The 22,142-nt window shown below is 69.6% G+C and carries 17 protein-coding genes and 1 tRNA gene; 14 read left to right on the top strand and 4 right to left on the bottom strand.

The window, feature by feature from the left end; all coding sequences use genetic code 11:
• Window positions 1-44: 44 nt before the first annotated feature.
• Window positions 45-1,802, top strand: a complete 1,758-nt coding sequence (locus AO398_RS25840; protein WP_058195022.1) for a carbamoyltransferase C-terminal domain-containing protein — start codon at window positions 45-47, stop codon at window positions 1,800-1,802.
• 93 nt (window positions 1,803-1,895) lie between these two features.
• Here the strand turns inward: AO398_RS25840 and AO398_RS25835 are convergent, their stop codons facing one another.
• Entirely contained in the window at window positions 1,896-2,762 is an 867-nt protein-coding gene (locus AO398_RS25835) for an NAD(P)-dependent oxidoreductase (RefSeq protein WP_058195021.1), read from the bottom strand.
• Window positions 2,763-3,047: 285 nt separating this feature from the next.
• Here AO398_RS25835 and AO398_RS25830 point away from each other — a divergent pair, with 285 nt between their 5' ends.
• From AO398_RS25830 to AO398_RS25815, 4 genes are all read left to right on the top strand, one after another.
• The gene (locus tag AO398_RS25830; protein WP_058195020.1) at window positions 3,048-5,108 is read left to right on the top strand and encodes a carbon starvation CstA family protein; all 2,061 of its coding nucleotides are present in this window, start codon (window positions 3,048-3,050) and stop codon (window positions 5,106-5,108) included.
• An 8-nt stretch (window positions 5,109-5,116) separates the two neighbouring features.
• Window positions 5,117-5,338 (top strand): YbdD/YjiX family protein, encoded by a 222-nt coding sequence (locus tag AO398_RS25825; protein WP_058195019.1) that lies wholly within the window; start codon window positions 5,117-5,119, stop codon window positions 5,336-5,338.
• 302 nt (window positions 5,339-5,640) lie between these two features.
• A complete protein-coding gene (locus AO398_RS25820) occupies window positions 5,641-6,075 on the top strand; it encodes a tellurite resistance TerB family protein (protein WP_058195018.1) in 435 nt (144 codons plus the stop codon).
• Between the two features lie 458 nt (window positions 6,076-6,533).
• Window positions 6,534-9,800: an efflux RND transporter permease subunit gene (locus tag AO398_RS25815; RefSeq protein ID WP_058195017.1), complete on the top strand. Its 3,267-nt coding sequence runs from the start codon at window positions 6,534-6,536 to the stop codon at window positions 9,798-9,800.
• Window positions 9,801-9,869: 69 nt separating this feature from the next.
• Here the strand turns inward: AO398_RS25815 and cynS are convergent, their stop codons facing one another.
• Window positions 9,870-10,358 (bottom strand): cyanase, encoded by a 489-nt coding sequence (gene cynS / locus AO398_RS25810; RefSeq protein WP_058195089.1) that lies wholly within the window; start codon window positions 10,356-10,358, stop codon window positions 9,870-9,872.
• A 400-nt stretch (window positions 10,359-10,758) separates the two neighbouring features.
• Here cynS and tsaE point away from each other — a divergent pair, with 400 nt between their 5' ends.
• The 3 genes from tsaE (at window position 10,759) to AO398_RS25795 (ending at window position 13,312) form a co-directional block, all read left to right on the top strand.
• Window positions 10,759-12,309, top strand: a complete 1,551-nt coding sequence (gene tsaE, locus AO398_RS25805; protein ID WP_244498891.1) for a tRNA (adenosine(37)-N6)-threonylcarbamoyltransferase complex ATPase subunit type 1 TsaE — start codon at window positions 10,759-10,761, stop codon at window positions 12,307-12,309.
• An 83-nt stretch (window positions 12,310-12,392) separates the two neighbouring features.
• Window positions 12,393-13,133 carry a nucleotidyltransferase family protein gene (locus AO398_RS25800; protein WP_058195015.1) on the top strand — a complete coding sequence of 247 codons (741 nt, stop codon included), beginning with the start codon at window positions 12,393-12,395 and terminating at the stop codon, window positions 13,131-13,133.
• A gap of 102 nt (window positions 13,134-13,235) precedes the next feature.
• Window positions 13,236-13,312: transfer RNA gene (locus AO398_RS25795), tRNA-Arg, on the top strand.
• Window positions 13,313-13,567: 255 nt separating this feature from the next.
• Here the strand turns inward: AO398_RS25795 and AO398_RS25790 are convergent.
• Complete coding sequence (locus tag AO398_RS25790) at window positions 13,568-14,065, bottom strand: DUF6691 family protein (protein WP_058195014.1); 498 nt, start codon at window positions 14,063-14,065, stop codon at window positions 13,568-13,570.
• Window positions 14,062-14,475, bottom strand: coding sequence for a YeeE/YedE family protein (locus AO398_RS25785; protein ID WP_058195013.1), 414 nt, complete (start codon window positions 14,473-14,475; stop codon window positions 14,062-14,064). The genes AO398_RS25790 and AO398_RS25785 overlap by 4 nt, the downstream gene beginning before the upstream one ends.
• A gap of 308 nt (window positions 14,476-14,783) precedes the next feature.
• Here AO398_RS25785 and AO398_RS25780 point away from each other — a divergent pair, with 308 nt between their 5' ends.
• From AO398_RS25780 to AO398_RS25755, 6 genes are all read left to right on the top strand, one after another.
• Entirely contained in the window at window positions 14,784-14,975 is a 192-nt protein-coding gene (locus AO398_RS25780; RefSeq protein ID WP_058195012.1) for a hypothetical protein, read from the top strand.
• A gap of 28 nt (window positions 14,976-15,003) precedes the next feature.
• Window positions 15,004-15,846: a serine O-acetyltransferase gene (gene cysE, locus AO398_RS25775; RefSeq protein ID WP_058195011.1), complete on the top strand. Its 843-nt coding sequence runs from the start codon at window positions 15,004-15,006 to the stop codon at window positions 15,844-15,846.
• Window positions 15,847-16,276: 430 nt separating this feature from the next.
• Window positions 16,277-17,668 carry a family 2B encapsulin nanocompartment shell protein gene (locus tag AO398_RS25770; protein ID WP_058195010.1) on the top strand — a complete coding sequence of 464 codons (1,392 nt, stop codon included), beginning with the start codon at window positions 16,277-16,279 and terminating at the stop codon, window positions 17,666-17,668.
• Window positions 17,655-19,640: a family 2A encapsulin nanocompartment cargo protein cysteine desulfurase gene (locus AO398_RS25765; RefSeq protein ID WP_058195009.1), complete on the top strand. Its 1,986-nt coding sequence runs from the start codon at window positions 17,655-17,657 to the stop codon at window positions 19,638-19,640. The genes AO398_RS25770 and AO398_RS25765 overlap by 14 nt, the downstream gene beginning before the upstream one ends.
• Window positions 19,641-20,103: 463 nt before the next feature.
• Complete coding sequence (locus AO398_RS25760) at window positions 20,104-21,201, top strand: LLM class flavin-dependent oxidoreductase (RefSeq protein ID WP_058195008.1); 1,098 nt, start codon at window positions 20,104-20,106, stop codon at window positions 21,199-21,201.
• The gene (locus AO398_RS25755) at window positions 21,201-22,139 is read left to right on the top strand and encodes an ABC transporter substrate-binding protein (protein WP_058195007.1); all 939 of its coding nucleotides are present in this window, start codon (window positions 21,201-21,203) and stop codon (window positions 22,137-22,139) included. Before AO398_RS25760 ends, AO398_RS25755 begins: the two co-directional genes overlap by 1 nt.
• Window positions 22,140-22,142: the final 3 nt, after the last annotated feature.

The raw sequence follows: 22,142 nt of genomic DNA, 5'->3' as shown, positions 1-22,142 counted from the left end.
GCCCGGGCTTCGCTGCGCACGAAAATGCGCTACCTCGCCGGGGCATGCGCTTCTATCTCGGCCTCGCCACCACCTTCCACGATCCGGCGCTCGCCCTCGTCGGGCCCGACGGCACCCTGCTGTTCGCCGAGGCTGCTGAGCGCTTCCTCCAGTACAAGCGCGCACCGAACTGCGAGCCGGACATCCCGGCCCGGGTGGTCGCCCTGTTGCAGGACTACGTGCCGCCTGGCTCGGAGCTCGTCGTCGCCTCGACCTGGGGCCCGCAATTCACCGATTTCCTGCGCGGGCAGGCGGGGGCCGGCACCTTCGATCTGATGGCGCTCGCCGCCCACACCACAGCGCTCAACTGCTCCTTCGTGCCCGAGCAGGCCGAGCGGGTATTCATCGCCGACCTCCACGGCGCCCAGGAACGGGTGGGCCACGGTACCCTGCTGGCCCTCAACCAGGAGGCGCGGATCACCGGAACGGCGCCGCGCGCGACCCTCGTGGAGCAGCGACGCTACCCGCACCATCTCTGCCACGCCGCCTACGGGCTCTGGGGCAGCCCGTTCGTGGAGGCCACCGCCCTGGTGGTCGACGGCATGGGCGAGACCGGCGCGGCGGCGATCTACCGATTGCAGGACGGCCGGATCACGGAGCTGCGCCGCCATCGCGGCCGCGGGTCGCTCGGCTTCCTGTACGGGCTGATCACCGATCTGGCCGGCTTCGACCAGGTGAAGGGCGAGGAATGGAAGATCATGGGGCTCGCCCCCTACGGAAACCCCGATCCGGACCTGTCAGCCCTGCTGGCCCCGCTTTGCACGATCGAGGCCGGGCGCCTGCGCTTCGCCGAGGCCGAGACGATCCAGGCGGTCGCCGCGGAAATCCGCGCGCGCCGCCCGGCGGACGCTTCGGAGACCGGCTGGGCCGACCTCGCCCGCTGCGGCCAGGATTTTTTCGGGACTTTGATGGATGTGCTGGTAGCCGAGGCCGCCGCCCTCGGCCCCTCCGACAACCTCGTGATCGCCGGCGGGTGCGGTCTCAACTCGTCGTATAATGGACGGGTGCTCGGCCGCTCCGGCTTCGCCCGGCTGCACGTCCCCTCGGCGCCGGCCGATGACGGCAACGCGGTGGGCGCCGCCTGGCTCGCCTACGCGGAGGACCATCCGGACTGGGCCGGCCCGCCCCCCGCGCTGCGCCCGCTCTCGCCCTATCTCGGCTCCCGGGTCTCCACCACCGCCATGGAGCGTCTGGCCGAGCAGGAGCCGCGGGCTAGGCACGTCGGCCACGCGGAGGCGACCCGGGCCGCCGCGCAGATCCTGGCCGCGGGCGGCCTCGGCGGCTGGGTGCAGGGCCGGGCCGAGTTCGGCCCCCGGGCGCTTGGCAACCGCTCGATCCTGGCCGACCCGCGGCCGGAGGGCGCCAAGGATGCGCTCAACGCCAAGGTGAAGTACCGCGAGGCGTTCCGGCCGTTCGCGCCCTCGATCCTGGCCGAGGCCGGGCCGGACTGGTTCGCGGATTACGCCGACAGCCCGTACATGGAGCGCACCCTGGTCTGGCATGAGCACGTCCGGGCCCGCGTGCCGGCCGTGGTCCACCAGGACGGGACCGGTCGGCTCCAGAGCGTCACGCCGGAGCGCAATCCGGCCTACGCGGCCCTGATCGCCGCCTTCGCGGACATCACCGGGGTGCCGATCCTGCTCAACACGAGCTTCAACGTGATGGGCAAGCCGATCCTCCACAGCGCGGAGGACGCGATCCTGATGTTCTACACCACCGGCCTCGACGCCCTCGTGGTCGAGGATTGGCTGGTGGTAAAATAAGACACGCCGCGCCCCGGGGGGGGGCACGGCGTGGCATTCGGCAGGACCTGTCGTCTGAGGGCAGCCCAAAAGGGCAGCCCAAGGTGGCCGGCCTCAGCGCTCCAGGCGCGCCACCAGGCTCGACGTGTCCCAGCGGTTGCCACCCATGGACTGCACCTCGGCGTAGAACTGGTCGACGAGCGCCGAGACCGGGAGCGTGGCGCCGTTGCGGCGAGCCTCGTCGAGCAGGATGCCCAGATCCTTGCGCATCCAGTCGACCGCGAAGCCGAAGTCGAACTTGCCCTGGTTCATGGTCTTGCCGCGATTCTCCATCTGCCAGGAGCCGGCGGCGCCCTTGGAGATCACATCGAGCACCGCCTCCACGTCGAGGCCGGCGCGCTTGGCGAAGTGAACGCCCTCGGACAGGCCCTGGACCAGCCCGGCGATGCAGATCTGGTTGACCATCTTGGTGAGCTGGCCGGAGCCCACCGGGCCCATCAGGCGGCAGGCCCGGGCGAAGGAGCCGATCGCCGCCTCGACCTTGGCATAGGTCTCCGGCGCGCCGCCGCACATCACGGTAAGCACGCCGTTCTCGGCGCCGGCCTGGCCGCCGGAGACCGGCGCGTCGACGAAGCCGAGCCCCTTGGCCTCGGCGGCCGCGGCGAGCTCCCGGGCGACCTCGGCCGACGCGGTGGTGTGGTCGACGAACACCGAACCGGATGCCATGCCGGCGAATGCCCCGTCATCGCCCAGCACGACACTGCGCAGGTCGTCGTCGTTGCCGACGCAGGCGAACACGATCTCGGCGCCCGCGACCGCCTCCCGGGGCGTGGCCGCGAAGGCGCCGCCATGGGCCTTCACCCAGGCCTCGGCCTTCGGGGTGGTCCGGTTGTAGACGGTGACGTCGTGACCCTTCTTGGCCAAGTGTCCGGCCATCGGGCCGCCCATTACGCCGAGACCCAGGAATGCGACCTTTGCCATTGTTGTCCGCTCCTCCCAGGGCCGAATCACGCCGGCACCGGGCCTCCGCTTGAGGCGCAGCCGGCGACGGTTTCCAGGGCCGGCCGCGACGACGGCCGGGGCCGAGATGTTGGCCCGATGTAACAGATCGGGCGTCGTGCCGCCCGCGAAGCTGCATCACAGCTCGGATCGCTTGCGTCAACGGCAGACCAATAGGATAAACCCGCAGTGTAGCCCGGGGCCTTGGAGTCCCAGCCGGTGGCCCCAGCGGCCCCGAGTGCGAGGCGATCGGTAGGGAGCGGGACGATGGGTACGGCGATCGGCAGGCACGGGCCCTGGGCCCTTGTGGGAGCGCTCGGCGCCGCGGCTTTGGCGATCGTGGCCACCCAGCGCGGCGAGACGATCAACGCGCTCTGGATCGTGGTCGCGGCCGTCTGCGTCTACATGATCGCCTACCGCTACTATTCGAAATTCATCGCCGAGAAGGTGATGCGCCTCGACCCGACGCGCCAGACGCCCGCGGTCCGGCACAATGACGGCCTCGACTACGTGCCCACCAACCGCAGCGTCCTGTTCGGCCACCATTTCGCGGCGATCGCGGGCGCGGGCCCTCTGGTCGGCCCGGTGCTCGCCGCGCAGATGGGCTACCTGCCCGGCATGCTGTGGATCCTGGCCGGCGTGGTGCTGGCCGGGGCGGTGCAGGACTTCATGGTCCTGTTCGTGTCGATGCGCCGGGACGGCCGGTCGCTCGGCGAGCTGATCCGGGCCGAGCTCGGCACCGTGCCGGGCATCATCGCGCTGTTCGGCACCTTCCTGATCATGGTGATCCTGCTGGCCGTGCTGGCGCTGATCGTGGTCAAGGCGCTGGCCGAGAGCCCGTGGGGCACCTTCACGGTGATGTCGACCATTCCGATCGCCATGCTGATGGGCGTGTATTCGCGCTACATCCGCCCGGGCCGGATCGGCGAGGTCTCGATCCTCGGCTTCGTCCTCCTGATGCTGGCGATCATCGGCGGTGGCTCGGTCGCCGCGAGCCCGGTCTGGGGCCCGGCCTTCACCTTCACGGGCCCGCAGCTGTGCTGGATGCTGATCGGCTACGGCTTCGTGGCGTCGATCCTGCCCGTCTGGCTGCTGCTGGCGCCGCGGGACTACCTCTCGACCTTCCTCAAGATCGGCACCATCGTCGGCCTGGCGCTCGGCATCGCGGTCGTCGCGCCGCACATGCAGATGCCCGCGATGACCAAGTTCGTGGACGGCACCGGGCCGGTCTGGGCCGGCAGCCTGTTCCCGTTCCTGTTCATCACCATCGCGTGCGGCGCCGTCTCAGGCTTCCACGCCCTGATCTCGTCGGGCACCACCCCGAAGCTGATCGCCAGCGAGACCGATGCCCGCTTCATCGGCTACGGCGGCATGCTGATGGAATCCTTCGTGGCGATCATGGCGCTGGTCTCGGCCTGCGTGATCGACCCGGGCGTCTACTTCACCATGAACTCGCCCGCGGCGCTGCTCGGCACCACCCCCGAGACCGCTGCCGCGGCCGTCACCAAGCTCGGCTTCGCCACCACTCCGGAGGTGATCACCCAGACCGCCGCGGATGTCGGCGAGGGCACGATCATCTCCCGCGCCGGCGGCGCCCCGACGCTGGCGGTGGGCATGGCCCACATCATCTCCTCGGCCATCGGCGGCAAGGCGATGATGGCCTTCTGGTACCACTTCGCGATCCTGTTCGAGGCCTTGTTCATCCTCACCGCCGTGGATGCGGGTACCCGGGCCTGCCGCTTCATGGTGCAGGATCTCGTCGGGCTGGCGGTGCCGTCGTTCAAGAACACCACCTCCTGGGGGCCGAGCATCGCGGCCACCGCCATCGCGGTCGGCGCCTGGGGCTACTTCCTCTACCAGGGCGTCACCGACCCGCTCGGCGGCATCAACACCCTCTGGCCGCTCTTCGGCATCTCCAACCAGATGCTGGCCGCGGTGGCGCTGACGCTCTGCACGGTGGTGATCTTCAAGATGAAGCGCGAGCGCTACGCGTTCGTGACCATCATCCCGACCGCGTGGCTGTGCCTCTGCACCCTCACGGCCGGCTGGCAGAAGCTGTTCTCCGCCGACCCCAAGATCGGGTTCCTGGCCCATGCCGAGCGCTACGCGACGGCCGCCGCCGAGGGCAAGCTCCTGGCGCCGGCCAAGAACGCCGATCAGATGGCGCAGATCATCCTCAACGACCGGATCGACGCCGTCCTGGCGGCCCTGTTCATCGGCCTCGTCGTCGCCATCGCGGGCTTCGGCATCGCAGCCTGCCTCAAGGCTTGGCGGGCGGATCGCTGGACCGCCCTCGAGACCGATCCGCGCCTGGCTCCGGCCGAGTAGGGAAAGCCATGCAGCAACCGCAGAACCTGCGCAGCCGCCTCCAGACGCTGTCCAAATGCGTCTGCGACGGCGCCCGGCTGATGGTGGGGCAGGGGGATTACGCGGCTTACGCCGCGCATATCCGCCGGACCCATCCCGACCAGGCGCCGATGACCGAGCTGGAATTCTTCCGCAATCGCGAGAACGCCCGTTTCGGCGTGGGGAATACGTCGGGGTTCCGCTGCTGCTGAGTTAGGCGATGCCGTCAAAACGGTGCGGGGCTTGTCGTCCCGCACCGTCATTGCGAGCGCAGCGAAGCAACCCAGTGCAGCGCGTGCTCCGCGAGCGTGGCGTTTCCCTAGGTTGCTTCGCTGCGCTCGCAAGGACGGAGAAGGCGGCTGCGTGCCTGCAACCGGAAACGGATGTGACCCCTGCGCCGCGCGCCCGCGAAACCATAAAGCGAGCCCAGAATGTCAGTCCCCGGTGCAAGCGCAGCCGGATCTTGACTCGGCCGCCACAATATCCGCCATCTCCGACCGCACGGGAGGTCGGCATGAGCATTTTCCAGGACGCCATCCTTCGGTTCGGCCGCACGATCATGTCGTATGCGGGCGATGCCGTCTTCCTCCAGGCTGCGGTCTCGGCCGCGGCCAATGTCATCGTGGCCGACGGCGACGTGGCCGAGGAGGAGATCGAGTCGGCGATCGGCGGCATCCGCGCCAACCCGATCCTCGAGAAATCCTACGACACCCTGCGGGTCGAGCAGGAGCTCTACGAGGCCATCGCCCGGGCCAAGACCCGGGCCGGCCGCCTGGAGAACCTGCGCCTGGTGGGCGCCATCGCGGAGCGGCCGATCGACCAGCGTCAGGACGTCTTCCTGATCGGCGCCGACGTCGCCGATTTCGGCGGCATCAGCGAGGTCGAGCACAAGGCGCTCGACGAGATCGGCGCGGCGCTCCACGTGGACAAGTCGGCCCTGCTGCGCTGAGCCGGGCGCAAGGTGCGCGTCTCCCTCCCCCTCTGCGGGGGCTACCGGATTCACACATCCCTGCCTGATACCAACACGTTGAAAGAAGGGGCGGTTTTCCCCTCCCCCTTGCGGGGAGGGGTCAGGGGTGGGGGTGGTGCAGAAGGCGCCGGGACGCCCCATCCTGCACCACCCCCACCTCCAACTCCTCCCCGCAAGGGGGAGGAGAGCGCCTCGCGCCTTCCGGAGACAGATCTGCGCATCGGGTAGCCCCCGCAAAGGGGGGAGGGCAGAGCACGCCTGTCCGGCCGCCCCATCCGTCGATGCATCATGACCATCGCCGTCTGGAGCCCACCCCGCCCTGCGGCGTCGCGGCCCGCCCCTTGCCTGCCCGGACATGATAGCGAAACCGCTCGGGTATTTGGTACGCCAACACGCGACGCGAACAGGCCGGTCCGGCGCCGGCCGGCGGAGACCGCATGGGCCTCGTCCTCTACGCTCTCAAGTTCCGGATCACGACCTACGTGCTGGCCGTGCTGATGATGCTCGGCGGCGTCGGCGCGCTCGTCGTGATGCCCAAGGACGTGCTGCCGGTCGTCGACATCCCGGTCGTCGTGGTGGTCTGGACCTATACCGGCCTGTCGACGCCGGAGATGGAACAGCGCATCACCACCTATGCCGAGTACGGCATCTCCAACAACGTCAACAACATCCGCCGCATGGAGTCGACCACGCTCCAGGGCACGGCGGTGCAGCGGATCTACTTCGATCCCGCGGTCAGCATCGATCTGGCCATCGCCCAGGTGGTGTCCTCGACCAACTCGATCCGGGCCGCGATGCCGGCCGGCACCCAGCCGCCGATCATCGTGCGCTACTCGGCCTCCTCGGTGCCGGTGATCCAGCTGGCCCTGACCTCGGCCAAGGACAGCCTCAACCAGGTCTACGACTACGCCCAGTACCGGATCCGGCAGACCCTGGCGCAGGTGCCGGGCTCGACCCTGCCGGCGCCGTTCGGCGGTGCGCCCCGGCAGATCATGGTCGATCTCGACCTGAACGCCCTCCAGGCGCTCGGCCTGACGCCGCTGGACGTCACCAACGCCATGACGGCCCAGAACCTCACGGTGCCGTCGGGGCTGGCCAAGATCGGCGAGCAGCAATACCCGATCCAGCTCAACGCCACGCCGCCCTCGATCGAGACCCTCAACCTCGCGCCGATCAAGGTCGTGGCCGGCCAGCCGGTGCTGATGCGCGACGTCGCCTATGTCCGCGACGGCGGGCCGCCCCAGATCAACGTGGTCCGGGCCGATGGCGGTCAGGCCGTGCTGATGCAGGTGATCAAGAACGGCACCGCCTCGACCCTCAGCGTCGTTAACAACGTCAAGGCGGCGATGCCGACGATCCGGGCCGCCGCCCCCGAGGGGCTGACGATCAAGCCGTTGTTCGATCAGTCGGTCTTCGTCTCGAACGCCATCGAGGGCGTGCTGCACGAGGCCGCCATCGCGGCGGCGCTCACGGGGCTCGCGATCCTGCTGTTCCTGGGCTCGTGGCGCTCGACCCTGATCGTGCTGATCTCGATCCCGCTCTGCGTGATGACCTCGCTCGCCGTGCTGGCGGCGCTGGGCGAGACCATCAACGTGATGACGCTGGGTGGCCTCGCGCTCGCCGTGGGCATCCTGGTGGACGACGCCACCGTGGCGATCGAGAACACCTATCGGCTGTTCGAGGAGGGCGAAGAGTTCCGCGAGAGCGTGGTCCACGGCGCCGCCGGCATCGCCAAGCCGGCTTTGATCTCGACCCTGTCGATCTGCGCGGCCTTCACGGCGGTGTTCGCGCTCACCGACACGCCAAAGTACCTGTTCACCCCGCAGGCGCTCGCGGTCGTGTTCGCGATGCTGACCTCCTACCTGCTGTCGCGCACCCTGGTGCCGCTCATGATCGACGTGATCGTGGCGCCGGAATACCGGCAGAAGCACGCGAAAGACCGGGACGCGCGCGATCCGCCGCGCCGGGGCCGCCTCGCCCGGGCCTTCGGCTTCGTCTCGGGCCCCCTGTTCCGCCTCGCCGGGCGCGTCCACGGGGCGTTCGAGCGCGGCTTCACCCGGTTCCACCGGGGTTATATCGGCCTGCTGCACGCGGTGCTGGGCCGCCGGCTCGCCACCCTGGGCGTCGTGGGCCTGATCCTCGGGACCACCGGATTGCTGTTCGTCTTCGTCGGCGAGGATTACTTCCCCGAGATCGAGGCAAGCCAGATGACCCTGCATCTGCGCACCCGCACGGGCATGCGCATCGAGACCACCCAACAGGTCTTCGCCGAGGTCGAGGACACCGTCCGGGAGGTGATCCCGCCGGCCGAGATCGAGCAGATCCTCGACAATATCGGCCTGCCCTCGACCAACTACAACTTCGCCTTCTCGGACGGCTCGTTCGTCTCCTACAACGACGGCCAGATGCTGATCAGCCTCAAGGAGGACCACGGCTCGGTGGCCGGCTACAAGAAGCGCCTGCGCGAGGTGCTGATGAAGCGCTTCCCCGATCTGATCGCCTATTTCCAGCCCGCCGACATGATCACCCAGATCCTGAATTTCGGCGTCATCACCCCGATCGACGTGCAGGTCTCTGGCCGGAACAAGGAGAAGGACCTGGAGGTCGCCCAGCGCATCGTCCAGCGGCTCAAGCACACCAAGGGCCTGGTCGACGTCCACCTGCAGCAGATCGTCAACGAGCCGCAATTCTACGTCGACGTCGACCGGCGCCTGGCCTCCGAGCAGGGGCTCACCGAGCAGCAGGTGGCGCAGAACATGAACATCTCTTTGTCGGGCAGCTATCAGGTGACGCCGAACTTCTGGCCCGACCCCAAGACCGGCATCCCCTACCAGCTCTGGGTGCAGACGCCGGAATACCGCAACGCCTCGCTGACCGACCTGCGCAACACCCCGATGTTCGTGCGCGCGGCCGCCACCGCCGGCACCGGCCCCGGGGTGCTGACCCTGGTGTCGAGCCTGGCCGAACTGCGCCGGGTGCCGACCCAGACGGTGATCAACCACGTCAACATCCAGCCGACCTTCGACATCTTCGCCTCGGTCCAGGACCGGGACCTCGGCTCGGTCGCCCGCGACATCGACGCGATCGTGCAGGAGGAGCAGAAGACCCTGCCGGCGCCCGACAAGATCACGGTGCGCGGCCAGATCGAGAACATGCGCTCGGCCTTCTTCCGCCTGGAGATCGGGCTCGGCATCGCGCTGATCGCGGTCTACCTGCTGATGGCGGTGAACTACCAGAGCTGGGGCGACCCGTTCGTGGTGATCGCGGCCCTGCCGATGGCGTTCTGCGGCATCACCTTCGCGCTGTTCATCACCGGGACTAGCTTCTCGATCCCGTCGATCTTCGGGGCGATCATGTCGGTGGGCATCGCCTCGGCAAACTCGATCCTGCTCGTGACCTTCGCCAAGGAGCACCGGGAGGCCACCGGCTGCAGCGCCCTGGAGGCGGCGATCACCGCCGGCGAGACCCGCCTGCGGCCGGTGCTGATGACCGCCTCGGCGATGTTCTTCGGGCTGATCCCGATGGCGCTCGGCACCGGCGAGGGCGGCGAGCAGAACGCCGCGCTCGCCCGGGCCGTGATGGGCGGCATCGCCTTCGCCACCCCGGCGACCCTGCTGCTGGTGCCGTTCCTCTATGTGCTGCTGCGCGGCGGGGCCGCGCAGCCGGTGCAGGATTATCTGGAGGCGGAAGCGGCGGCGGCGTGAGGCGCCACGGCGTCCGCTTCGGCTCCCTCCCCCCGCGGTGAGGGGGGAGGGGAAGCCCCGCTCAACTGCTCACCCCTCCTTGAAGCCGTATTCCGGCGTGTCGTCGTCGTTGCCGTAATATTTGTACGGCAGGAACTTGCCCGACATGGTCAGCTTCACCCGGTCGCCCTTGTTGTTGGCCTCCCGGGCCATCTCCATGTTGAAGTCGATCGCCGACATGATGCCGTCGCCGAACTCTTCCTGGATCAGCTCCTTGAAGGTCGTGCCGTAGACCATCACCAGCTCGTAGAACCGGTAGATCAGCGGGTCGGTGGGCGGCATCGCCGGGATCGAGCCGCGGTACGGCGCCTCGTTGAGCATCCGCTCCTCGGCGATGCTCAGGCCGAACAGTTCGGCCGCCCGCTGCGCCTGAGCCTTGGGCAACTTCATCTGGCCCATGCAGGCCGCGGTGATCAGGAAGGGCGAGAGGCCGCCGATCGCCTCGTGGATATGGGCCCAGCTCCAGCCCTTCTCGCGTTTGATGTCGAGAAGCTTCTCGGTCAGGTCGGCGCGCTTCATGCTCGGCTCCGTGGTCATGTGTCTGGCTGGTTCGGGCGAGGCCGCGGACGGAGCGCGGCCTCGCCCCACCCCGGGCGGGGTGCGCACCCGGCCCGGGACCGACGAGGGGGATTCGGTCGGCGCCGGGTGCGGAACGCGGATCGCGGTCCCGGCTCGGCCGAAACACGCGGAAACCGCGAAGTAGCAAAGGATGCGCCAGCCAATTCTTCGCAGAAACCCAAAATCGTGAGGCGCGGGACATCGACCCTGCGAAGAGCCCGCGAAGCGTGGTTTCGATGCACCGGACCGGCGGGAAGCGTGCCGCCCGGACCGGAAACGCTTGCATCCGCGGCCTATTTTCGGACCATGCGCCCTGGGGTCTCGGAGGCGGATTTTGGGCGGCGACGATCAGGACGAACAGATGGCGGGCGCCTCCGCGCCGCCGGCCCCCTGGGAATTCGTGCTGCCGGAGGAAACGGCCACGGAGGATCTCGGCCTGTTCCTGTCCGAATTCCTGCTCCCCGGCGACGTCGTCGCGCTGTCGGGCGGCCTCGGCGGCGGCAAGACCACCCTGGCGCGGGCGGTGATCCGCGAGCTCGCCGGCGATCCGCGCCTGGAGGTGCCGAGCCCGACCTTCACGCTGATCCAGCCCTACACGGCCCGCGACGGCCGGACGATCGTCCACGCCGACCTCTACCGCCTGCGCGATCCCGACGAACTGGTCGAGCTCGGCTTCGAGGAGATGGCCGAGGACGCCATCACCCTCGTCGAGTGGCCCGACCGGATGCCGCCCCGCGACGGCCCGGTGCTCACCATCGACCTGTCCCTGCGCGCCGAGTTCGGTGCCGAGGCGCGCCTTGCCCGGATCGACGGCACCGGCGGCATGCGCGCCCGGCTCGACCGGGCCCGGGCGGTGCGCCGCCTCCTCGACCGCAGCGGCTGGGACATCGCCGAGCGCACCCTGATGCAGGGCGACGCCTCCTCCCGGGCCTACGAGCGCCTGACCAAGCCCGACGGCACCACCGCCGTGCTGATGATCGCCCCGCCCCGGCCCGATGGCCCGGCGGTGCGCGACGGAAAACCCTACAGCGCGATCGTGCACCTGGCCGAGAGCGTCCACGCCTTCGTCGCCCTCGACCGCGGCCTGCGGGCGCTGGGCTTCTCGGCGCCGAAGATCTACGGCGAGGATCTCGCCGAGGGCCTGCTGATCCTTGAGGATCTGGGCCAGGAGCCCGTGGTCGAGGGCGGCAGCCCCCGGCCCGAGCGCTATACCGAGGCGGTGCGCCTCCTTGCCAAGCTCCACGCGACCCCGGCGGCGGCGGTGCTGCCGGTGGCGGACGGTATCGAGCATGTCCTGCCGAGCTACGATGAGGCGGCTTTGCTGTTCGAGGCGGAGCTGATGCCCGAATGGTACGTTCCGGCGATCCGGAACGTCGCGCTCTCCGAGGCGGACCGGGCCGAGTTCGTGGCCCTGTGGCGCACGGCCCTACGGAATGCGATTCCCGACCGCGCCACCTGGACCCTGCGCGACTACCACTCGCCGAACCTGATCTGGCTGCCCGAGCGCGACGGGCTGGAGCGGGTCGGGCTGATCGATTTCCAGGACGCCGTGATGGGCCACCCGGCCTACGACGTCGCCTCGCTGCTGCAGGATGCCAGGGTCGATACCAGCGCCGAGTTCGAGCTGCGTCTGCTCGGGCTCTACGCCCGCGAGCGCCGCAGCCGGGACCCGGCCTTCGATGTCGGCGCCTTCGCCACCGCCTACGCCCTGCTGGCCGCCCAGCGCGCCACCAAGATCCTGGGGATCTTCGCCCGGCTCGACCGGCGCGACGGCAAGCCCGGCTACCTCGCCCACCTGCCGCGGATTGAGGGCTATCTCGCCCGCAACCTGGCCCATCCGGCGCTGGCCGAGCTGCGGGCCTGGCACGCGGCGCATCTGCCGGGCTTGGTCGCCTCCGGGGAGGAGGCCTAAGTTCGCAGGGCTCCACCCTGCACCCGCAAAAGGTCGGAGACCTTTTGAAACCATGACTTGCAATGCTTGATTCGGATCCCCGCATGCGCGAGCCCGCCCCCGCCGTCACCCGTGCGTTCGTGCTGGCCGCGGGCCTGGGCAAGCGCATGCGGCCGGTGACCGCCACGGTGCCGAAGCCCCTGGTGGAGGTGGCCGGCAAGGCGCTCCTCGACCACGCCCTCGACCGGGCCGCGGAGGCTGGGATCGAGACCGCGATCGTCAACGTCCACTACCTGCCCGACCTGATCGAGGGGCACCTCGCCCGCCGGACGAGCGGGCCCGCCATCCAGGTCTCGGACGAGCGCGCAGCCCTCCTGGAGACCGGAGGCGGCATCCGCAAGGCGCTGCCGCTCCTCGGCCACGCGCCGTTCGTGGTGCTGAACTCGGATTCGTTCTGGCTCGAAGGCCCGACTCCCAATCTCCGCCGGCTGATCGACGCCTGGGATCCGGAGCGCATGGACGCCCTGCTGCTCGTCGCGCCCACCGCCACCAGCCTCGGTTACGACGGCGCGGGGGATTTTGTCATGGACGCGGACGGCCGCCTGGAACGCCGCGGCGAGCGCACGGTCGCCCCGTTCATCTACGCGGGCGTGGCGATCCTGAACCCGAGCCTCTTCGCCGACACGCCGGACGGCGCCTTCTCGCTCAACCTGCTGTTCGACCGGGCGATCGCGACCGACCGACTCTCGGGCATGCGCCTCGACGGCCAATGGCTCCATGTCGGCACGCCGGACGCGATCCGCGCCGCCGAGGAGCAGGTGCGGGCGAGCGCCCGGACCCCGTAGCGCCCGCGGCTGCAGGTTCGGCACAATCGGTCTTGCCAAGCCCGATCCGAGCCTCTAGAAGCCCCTTCACACCGGCGGGCCAAGACCCCGCCGCCGTGACAGGCGCCCGTAGCTCAGCTGGATAGAGCACCAGACTACGAATCTGGGGGTCAGAGGTTCGAATCCTTTCGGGCGCGCCATCTTTCCGTGAACCAATACATTCAGCCATGGTCGCGGGCCGTTGTGGTTAAACGGTGCGGTAGATCAGGCGCTGTGCTGCTTATACCCATTCATCCTTAATCGCATCGGCTTTCCAGGGTCGAAATAGCCTTTGCTCGCTTCGAGGGCTGCCGCTGCTTCGAGCGCGGGCCTCCGTCGCGCCCTTGCAACAAGCCGCCGCCAGGGCTGGAGCGTCTTGTCTCCGTCCCCGGCGCTGCTGCGGTCAAGATTGATGGTCACGTCGAGGCCGATCCCCGCGCCCGGCGATTCCCGGATCCACCGGCCGTACCGATGCTGCGTGAGCGTCCCATCGGCGCTGCCGGCAGCAGGCCGTGGAGCGCCATGCCGACCAGCATTGCGACGACGAAGACCAGGACCGGGGCCGCGGCCGTCGACAGCGCCGCTACCGCAGGGCCGGGGCAGAAGCCCGACACGCCCCAGCCGATCCCGAACAGGGCGGCGCCGAAGATCAGCGGCGCATCGATCCGGTGCCGGGCCGGAAGGTCGAACCGGGTATCCAGCACCGGGCCGCGGAGGCGCCGGCTCAAAAGGTAGCCGAGCCTAGATACCGTCACGGCGCCGCCGAGGACGAAGACCAGGCTGAGATCCCAGGCGCCCGCCACATCGAGGAAGCCCCGCACCCGGGCCGGGTCGAGCATGCCCGAGAGCGCCAGGCCGAGCCCGAAGATGAGGCCCGCCGCCAGGGCCGCCAGGCTGCGCAGGGCCGCGCTCACGCCAGCACCCGCAGGGCCGCGACCGTCAGCATGCCGGTGGCGAGGAAGACCAGCACCGCCGCGATCGAGCGCAGCGACAGCCGGGCCAGCCCGCATACTCCGTGCCCGGAGGTGCAGCCGGATCCGAGACGGGTGCCGAAGCCGACCAGCAGGCCGGCGAACGCCAGGGCGGGCAGGCCCGCGGCGATTCGTATCTCGGGCCAGTGTCCGGCCAGCAGCGCGAAGGCCGGAGGCCCGAGGATCAGGCCGAGTACGAAGGCAGCGTCGGCGAGCCAGCGCGCGCTTCCCGGCCGGCCGAGTCCGGCGACCAAGCCGCTGATCCCGGCGATCCGGCCGTTCAACAACAGGAGCATCGCGGCCGACAGGCCGATCAGCAGGCCGCCCGCGAGGGGTGGAAGATAGGGGTTCATGGCGGTCTCGCGTCGCGAATCGGGGGTCGCCCCCGCGGTCCCAGGCTGTCGGGTTAGCGCTGGGGCTTTCGCGGAACAAGCCTTGCCAAACGCCGTTGATCGGTCAATTATCGAGAGAATTCAGTGCTTTAGTGAAGATCATGCTCCTCCCGGGGCAATCCGCGAACGAAACCTTCTCTGCCCATGCGGGCCGGGTGGAAGGGCATTCCCGGGACGGCTCAGTGCCTCGCCGGCCCCGCTTCGGACACCAGAATCGGGTCGGCAGGATCGGCCCTCGCAACGACGACAGCGCGAAAGGTTCAGCGACGATGGCGCAAGGTGATCAGGTGGTGTTCCAGCGGCTCGACCTCGCGGAGATCCTGGGGATCTGGCGTCATGCGCGGGGGCGGATCGTCGGCATCCACCAGCAGAGCGACCACTCGGCCACGGTCGACGTGAAGTTCGAAGGGCATGAGACGCTCGAACGCTACCTGGCCGACCTGTTCGAGCTGGTGCCTTGATGCGGCGCATCATCCGGGCTCTCCGGACGTGACCGCTTCGGCCGCGATCCCGCCGCCACGCACCTCCGGCCGCGGCACCCTCGAGGGCGACCTGTGGGCCGAACTCCGCGCCGAGGCCGAGGCCGTGCTGGTCGAGGAGCCGCTCTATGCCGGGATCATCCAGGCGACGATCCTGGACCAGCGCAGCCTCGCCCAGGCCTTCGCGTACCGCCTCGCCCACCGTCTGGGTGACGGCGACCTCGCGCGTCTGTCGATGCGCGATCTCTGCCTCTCCGCCTTCGAGGCGGATCCCCATGCCGGAGCGAATGCCGCCCGCGACCTGATCGCCATCCGCGAGCGAGACCCGACCTGCCGCCGCTATCTCGATCCGTTCCTGTTCTACAAGGGCTTGGCGGCACTGGAGGCCTATCGGGTCGCCCATTGGCTCTGGCACCAGGGCCGGGCGACGCTGAGCCTGCATGTCCAGAGTCGCATCTCCGAGGTGTTCGGCTGCGACATCCACCCGGCTGCCCGGATCGGCTCGGGGGTGTTCATCGACCATGCCACCGGGGTCGTGATCGGCGAGACCACGGTGGTCGCCGACGACGTGTCGATCCTCCAGTCGGTGACGCTGGGCGGCAACGGCAAGGAGAGTGGCGACCGGCATCCGAAGGTCGAGCGCGGGGTCCTGTTGAGCGTCGGGGCCAAGGTCCTCGGCAACATCCGCGTCGGCGAAGGCGCCAAGGTCGCCGCCGCCGCCGTGGTGCTGCACGACGTGCCACCCCACACCACCGTGGCGGGCGTGCCCGCCCGCGTGGTCTCGCGCCTTGCCGCCGGCGAGGAGCCCGCACGGACCATGGACCAGTCCTTCGGCTTCGGGGACGGGATCTGATCCCGGCAAGGAAAATTTTTCTCTGTTAGGTCTGTCGCCGATCCTTGAGGATCTGCGGCCCATAGAGAATGCAATTCTCTCAGAATGAAACATCGCGCTGATCTTTTCCTGGGGTGAGCGCGTTTCTCAGCGGTGCTTTTCCTGAAACACAGATAAATAAGAAAAATTGTTTCGTTGACCGAGTGAGGAATCAAAGATTACCTTAGCTTTGCTGGATCGCGGAAGCGGCGATCACAGTGTCGCGTTAGTGTCGTGGCGGCGGACGACCATGGGACTGCACGACAAATCGAATCTTATGCAGGGCGGCGCGGTCATCTAATCCTGCCGGCACCCATTTAATATTGCGCTCGGCCCGCATCGACTGCGTGGCAGCTCGCGAAGACGCGGGCCGATGCGGCGCGCCCATCATTGAGAAGAAAGAGGACGAACGATGAGTGGACCGGGTCTGAGCGTGAGCGCCACGGCGGCACGCAATCTTGCGACAGCCACCGTCACGTCGGTCCAGAACGCGGCCAACACGCCGCGCTGGCTCCTGCGGCTCCTGCCCTTCGTGGACGTTGCCGGCGGCGTCTACCGCGTGAACCGCCGCGCCGTCGTTCTGGCCCGCCCCGGCCGCGTCGACCTCGTCACCGAGCACAAGGACCGGGCGATCCGTCCCGCCTCGCTGCGGGCCGTGCCGCTGTTCAGCCGCCTGGGCGATGCCGAGCTGACGAAGATCGCGGAGCGCTTCACCGAGAGCAGGCACAAGGCCGGCAAGATCATCCATGAGGAGGGCGCCGGCACCCGCAGCCTGACCGTGGTGGCGGACGGCACGGTCGAGCTGACCTTCTCGGGCCCCTACAAGGGACGGTTGCGGCAGGGCCTGGCCACCCGGGGCGACTATTTCGGTGACACCGACCTGCTCGGCGCGGGTGCACCCACCCCGGCCGTGAAGGCGCTCTCGGCCGTCACCCTGCTGACCCTCGATCCGGATGCCCTCGAGAACGACGAGATCCGCGCCAAGATCGCCCAGTACCGGGACGAGCAGGAGCGGCTGAAGGGCCATACCAGCTCCCATGGCGAGCAAGGCATCGAGCTGCTGGCGGTTCATACCGGCGAGCCGCGCCTGCCGACCACCTTCGTCGACTATGAATCGCATCCGCGCGAGTATCACCTGTCGACGATCCAGACGATCCTCAACACCCATACCCGGGTGACCGACCTCTACTCGAACGAGATCGATCAGCTCCGCGAGCAGATCCGCCTCACCGTCGACGCCGTGAAGGAGCGCGAGGAGTGGGAGTTGCTCAACAACTCTCAGTTCGGCCTCCTGAACGAGGTCGGCCCGCGCCAGCGCATCCCCACCCGCGGCGGCCCGCCCACCCCGGACGATCTCGACGAGCTGCTGACCCTGGTCTGGAAGAAGCCCGCCTTCTTCGTCGCGCATCCGCGCGCCATCGCGGCTTTCGGCCGTGAGGCCACCCGCCGCGGCGTGCCGCCGGTCGTCGTCCATCTGTTCGGCGCGCCGTTCATCACCTGGCGCGGCGTCCCGCTGGTGCCGAGCGACAAGCTGCCGATCGACATCGATCCGGTCACCGGCGCCGAGACCACCTCGATCCTGCTGCTGCGCGTCGGCGAGGGCGAGCAGGGCGTGGTCGGCCTGCAGAAGTCGGGCGTGACCGGCGAGATCGAGCCCGGCCTGTCGGTGCGCTACATGGGCACAAACGATCACTCGATCGCCTCGCACCTGGTGACCCGCTACTTCTCGGCCGCCGTGCTGGTCGAGGACGCGATCGCCCGCCTCGATAACGTCCTCCTCGGCAATTACCATGACTATGCCTGAGGGACTGGCCTTCGGTCGACCGGAGGCGAGCCCGGCGGAGCTCGCCCATAGCGATCTCATCGGGCGCCTCGCCCGCGAGATCTACCAGCAGGGGCAGGCCGCGAGCCAGCCCCTCGCCCCGACGCTGCCCGCGGGACCCCAGGTCCCGCAGGCCCTCGAAGGCCTGCCTCAGGGACCGGGCGGCGCCCCGTTCCCGAGCGCGGCCACGGGGATCCCCTCGGTGCCGTCCGGGGGGCAACCCTTCGGCCTGCAGCCGGACGGCTCCACACTCGCGGCCCGCTCGTTCGGCGGGCCTGCGGTCGGCGTGCCGGGCCTCACCGGCCCGACCGTGCCGAACCGCGCCCCCGCGAGCCCGGCTTTCTACGACGTGGCCGCGATCCCGCCGGTCCATCCGGCGAGCCCGCGCCCGGCCCTGCCGGATTTCGGATTCTCGAGCGCGCCGACGGCCCTCCCGGGCGGTCCCGACCTGCACCGCCAAGTCGCCGGGGATCATCCCCGGGCCAACGCCTTCGCGCACGCGGTCGCGCCGCAACTGGTGCCGGCCGACCCGTCGCGGCCGGGCGGTGACGTCGCCCAGGAAAGCTTCGCCCGGACCGGGCACCTGTCCCGGGCGCCGGAGACTCCGGCCTCCGACTACTACTTCCTGAATGCCGATCCCGGCCAAGCCCGCAAGGCGCCGGCCAGCCCCCGGATCGAGTCCGCCCGCTATCCGGGTCCCGCCCCGCGGCTGACGGCGCAGGGGTCGAGCCCGGTGGCGGCGCCGTTCGACGTGGAGCATGTCCGCCGGGACTTCCCGGCCCTGCACCAGAGCGTCAACGGCCATCCGCTGGTCTGGCTCGACAACGCCGCCACCACCCACAAGCCGCAGGCCGTGATCGACGCGACCTCGGAGTTCTACGGGCGGCACAACTCGAACATCCACCGGGCCGCCCACACCCTGGCGGCGCGCTCCACGGACCTGTTCGAGGGCGGCCGCGAGGCGGTGCGCCGCTTCCTCAACGCGCCCTCGAAGGACGACATCGTCTTCCTGCGCGGCACCACGGAGGCGATCAACCTCGTCGCTAATTCCTTCGGCCGGGCCAATATCGGCCCGGGGGACGAGATCATCGTCTCGACCATCGAGCATCACGCCAACATCGTGCCGTGGCAGCTCCTGGCCCAGGCCACCGGGGCGACTCTGCGGGTGATCCCGGTGAACGACCGCGGCGAGATCATCTTCGAGCAATACGCGGCCCTGCTCTCGGGCCGGACGAAGATCGTCTCGGTGACCCATGTGGCGAACGCGCTGGGCACCGTGAACCCGGTGCGGGAGATCATCGCGCTGGCCCACGCCTACGGGGTGCCGGTGCTGGTCGATGCGGCGCAATCCTCGCCGCACATGCCGCTGGACGTGCAGGCCCTCGACGCCGACTTCCTGGTCTTCTCCGGGCACAAGGTGTTCGGGCCGACCGGGATCGGGGCGCTCTACGGCAAGACGCACCTGCTCGCGGCGATGCCGCCCTGGCAGGGCGGCGGCCACATGATCGAGGACGTCACCTTCACCCGGACCGTCTACAAGGGCGCCCCGGAGAAGTTCGAGGCGGGTACGCCGGACATCGCGGGGGCCGTCGGCCTCGGTGCGGCGCTCGACTATCTGGAGCGGATTGGCCTGCCGGCGATCGCCGCCTACGAGCACGATTTGCTGGACTACGCGCAGGCCGGCCTCGCCGAGGTAAAGGGCCTGCGCCTGATCGGCACGGCCCGCGAGAAGGCGAGCGTGATGTCCTTCGTGATCGAGGGGCAGGAGAACGAGGCGGTGGCCCACCATCTCGACGCGCACGGCATCGCGGTGCGCTCGGGCCATCACTGCGCCCTGCCGGCCCTGCGCCGGTTCGGCGTCGACCAGTCGGTGCGGGCGTCGCTCGCCTTCTACAACACCAAGTCCGACGTGGACGTGTTCCTGAAGGCGCTGCACAGCCTGCCGCGGCACTGAGCCGTTCCCGCGACAAGACAGACTGAACCGAAGACCGGCCGGACCCCGAAAGGTCCGGCCGGTTTTCCTGTTCCGGACGGTGGCGTTTCTCGCGTGTGCAGTGCGCCGTAGGCGATGGTGACCCTGTGCGTCGGCCGGCACTCGCTCGGGCGGTCGTCGGACCCACCTGAGTCGTGGATGGCTCAGTTCTGCGGTCCGTCGGGAGATGCCCTGGGGCCTACGCATGCGGGAAACGCGAAATCATTCGCGATCCACCACCTGACGAGCAGGGTCTTCTCGTATTCCACGGGTTGCGGCGGGACTTATTCTTTAGTCCCCAAAATTTTCGAAAGACGCTTTCGTTGACGCTCTGCGTCTTGGGGCAGACCATCCTGGCATTCTTTGCGGCCCTCGCCGCAGCCGCCGTCGGCCTCGATGGCTTGCCGCAACCATCGCCGCTCCGGCCCCGCCACGGAGATCTTTCATGAGTCTGCTGCCCCCGGAGGCTGTCGAGTTCATCGGCTTCGTCGCCCCCCGCCACACTTCCGAGATCCATCCGGCGCAAGGTCCGGCGATCGACCGGGATTACCTGAAGCTCCTGGCCCAGGCGCATGAATGGGGCGGGTTCGACCGGGTGCTGGTGGCGTTCCACTCAACGTCGCCGGACGCCCTGCTGCTCGCCACCCAGGTCGCCACCGTCACCGAGCGGCTCGGGCTGATGATCGCCCACCGTACCGGCTTCACGGCGCCCACCGTGGCGGCCCGGCAATTCGCGACCCTCGATCAGCTCACCGGCGGTCGGGTCGCGATCCACGTGATCAGCGGCGGCGACGACCGGGAGCTGGCCCAGGACGGCGACCACCTCACCAAGGACGAGCGCTACGCCCGCACCGGTGAGTTCCTGGACATCGCCCGCCAGAGCTGGACCGCCGCGGCGCCATTCGACTACGCGGGCGCGTTCTACAGGGTGGAACGGGGCTTCTCCGAGGTGAAGCCGGTCGATGCCATCCCGGTCTATTTCGGGGGCGCCTCGCCGGCGGCTCTGGCGGTGGCCGGCCGGCACGCCGACACCTACGCCCTGTGGGGCGAGACCCAGGCCCAGGTCCGGGAGCTGATCGGGCGCGTCCAAGACGCCGCCGCGCCGCATGGGCGCCAACCGCGCTTCAGCCTGTCGGTCCGGCCGATTCTAGCCGAGACCGAGGCGCAGGCCTGGGCTCGCGCGGAGGATATCCTGGCCCGGACCCGTGCCGCCCGGGCGGCACGGGGAGGCGGTGCGGCCGCCGCGCCGCAGAACGAGGGCTCGCGCCGGCTGCTGGCGGCGGCGGCCGCAGGCTCGCGCCTCGACAAGCGCCTGTTCACCGCCATCGCGGCCGAGACCGGGGCGGCGGGCAATTCCACCGCCCTGGTCGGGACGCCCGAGCAGGTGGCCGAGGCGCTGCTCGACTATCACGACCTCGGAGTGCGCACCTTCCTGATCCGCGGCTTCGATCCGCTGGAGGACGCGATCCAGTACGGCCGGGAGCTGCTACCGGCCTTCAAGGCCGCGCTCGCGGCCCGCGGCCGCGCCGCCGAGGCCGCCTGATGCGCGCCGCGATCTTGATTCTTGTCGCCCTCCTGGCCGCCGGCCCGGCCCGGGCGGACGACGTGCTGCGGATGGGCGACCAGCGCGGCAATGCCCGCGCCCTGATGGAGGCGGCGGGCGTCCTCGAGGGCCTGTCCTACCGGCTCGAATGGAGCGAGTTCCCCGCGGCCGCACCGCTTCTCGAAGCGCTGAACGCCGGGGCGATCGATGCGGGCGGGGTCGGCGACGCGCCCTTCACCTTCGCGGCCGCCGCCGGGGCGCCCGTGAAGGCGTTCATGGCGTTCCGCAACCGGCAGGACGGGCTGGCAATCCTGGTGACGCCGGATTCGCCGATCCGGAGCGTGGCGGATCTCAAGGGCAAGCGCATCGCCACCAATCGCGGCTCCATCGGCCACCAGGTGGTGCTGGCCGCCCTGGAGGAGGCGGGGTTGCCGTTCGACAGCGTCGTGTTCAGCTTCCTGCCCCCGGCGGATGCCAAGATCGCCCTCGCCTCCGGGTCCGTGGATGCCTGGGCGACCTGGGAGCCTTATACCTCCACGGCGGAGCTCGCCGGCCTGGCCCGGGTGGTCCGCGACGGCAACGGCATCACCCCGGGCCTCACCTTCGCGGTGGCGCGCGACAGCGCCCTGAAGGACAAGCGGTCCCTGCTCACCGATTTCGCCGCGCGCCTCGCCCGGGCGCGGGCCTGGGCGCTTAAGGATCCGGCGCCTTACGCGGAGGTCTGGTCGAAGCTGATCGGCCTGCCGGAGGCGGTGCCTTTGCGCTGGTTCGGCCGTGCCGGCTACCGGACCGTGCCGATCGACGCCGACGTGATCGCCGACGAGCAGCGCACCATCGACCTCTACGTCCGCGCCGGCCTGATTCCGAAGGCCCGCGCTCCGCAGGCGGCGGCGATCTTCGACACGGGGTTTTCCCAGGCCCTCGCAGCGGTGCAATGATGG

This window comes from Methylobacterium sp. GXS13 (assembly GCF_001455965.1).
Taxonomy (GTDB): Bacteria; Pseudomonadota; Alphaproteobacteria; order Rhizobiales; family Beijerinckiaceae; genus Methylobacterium.
This window is presented reverse-complemented; position numbering and strand designations above follow the sequence as displayed.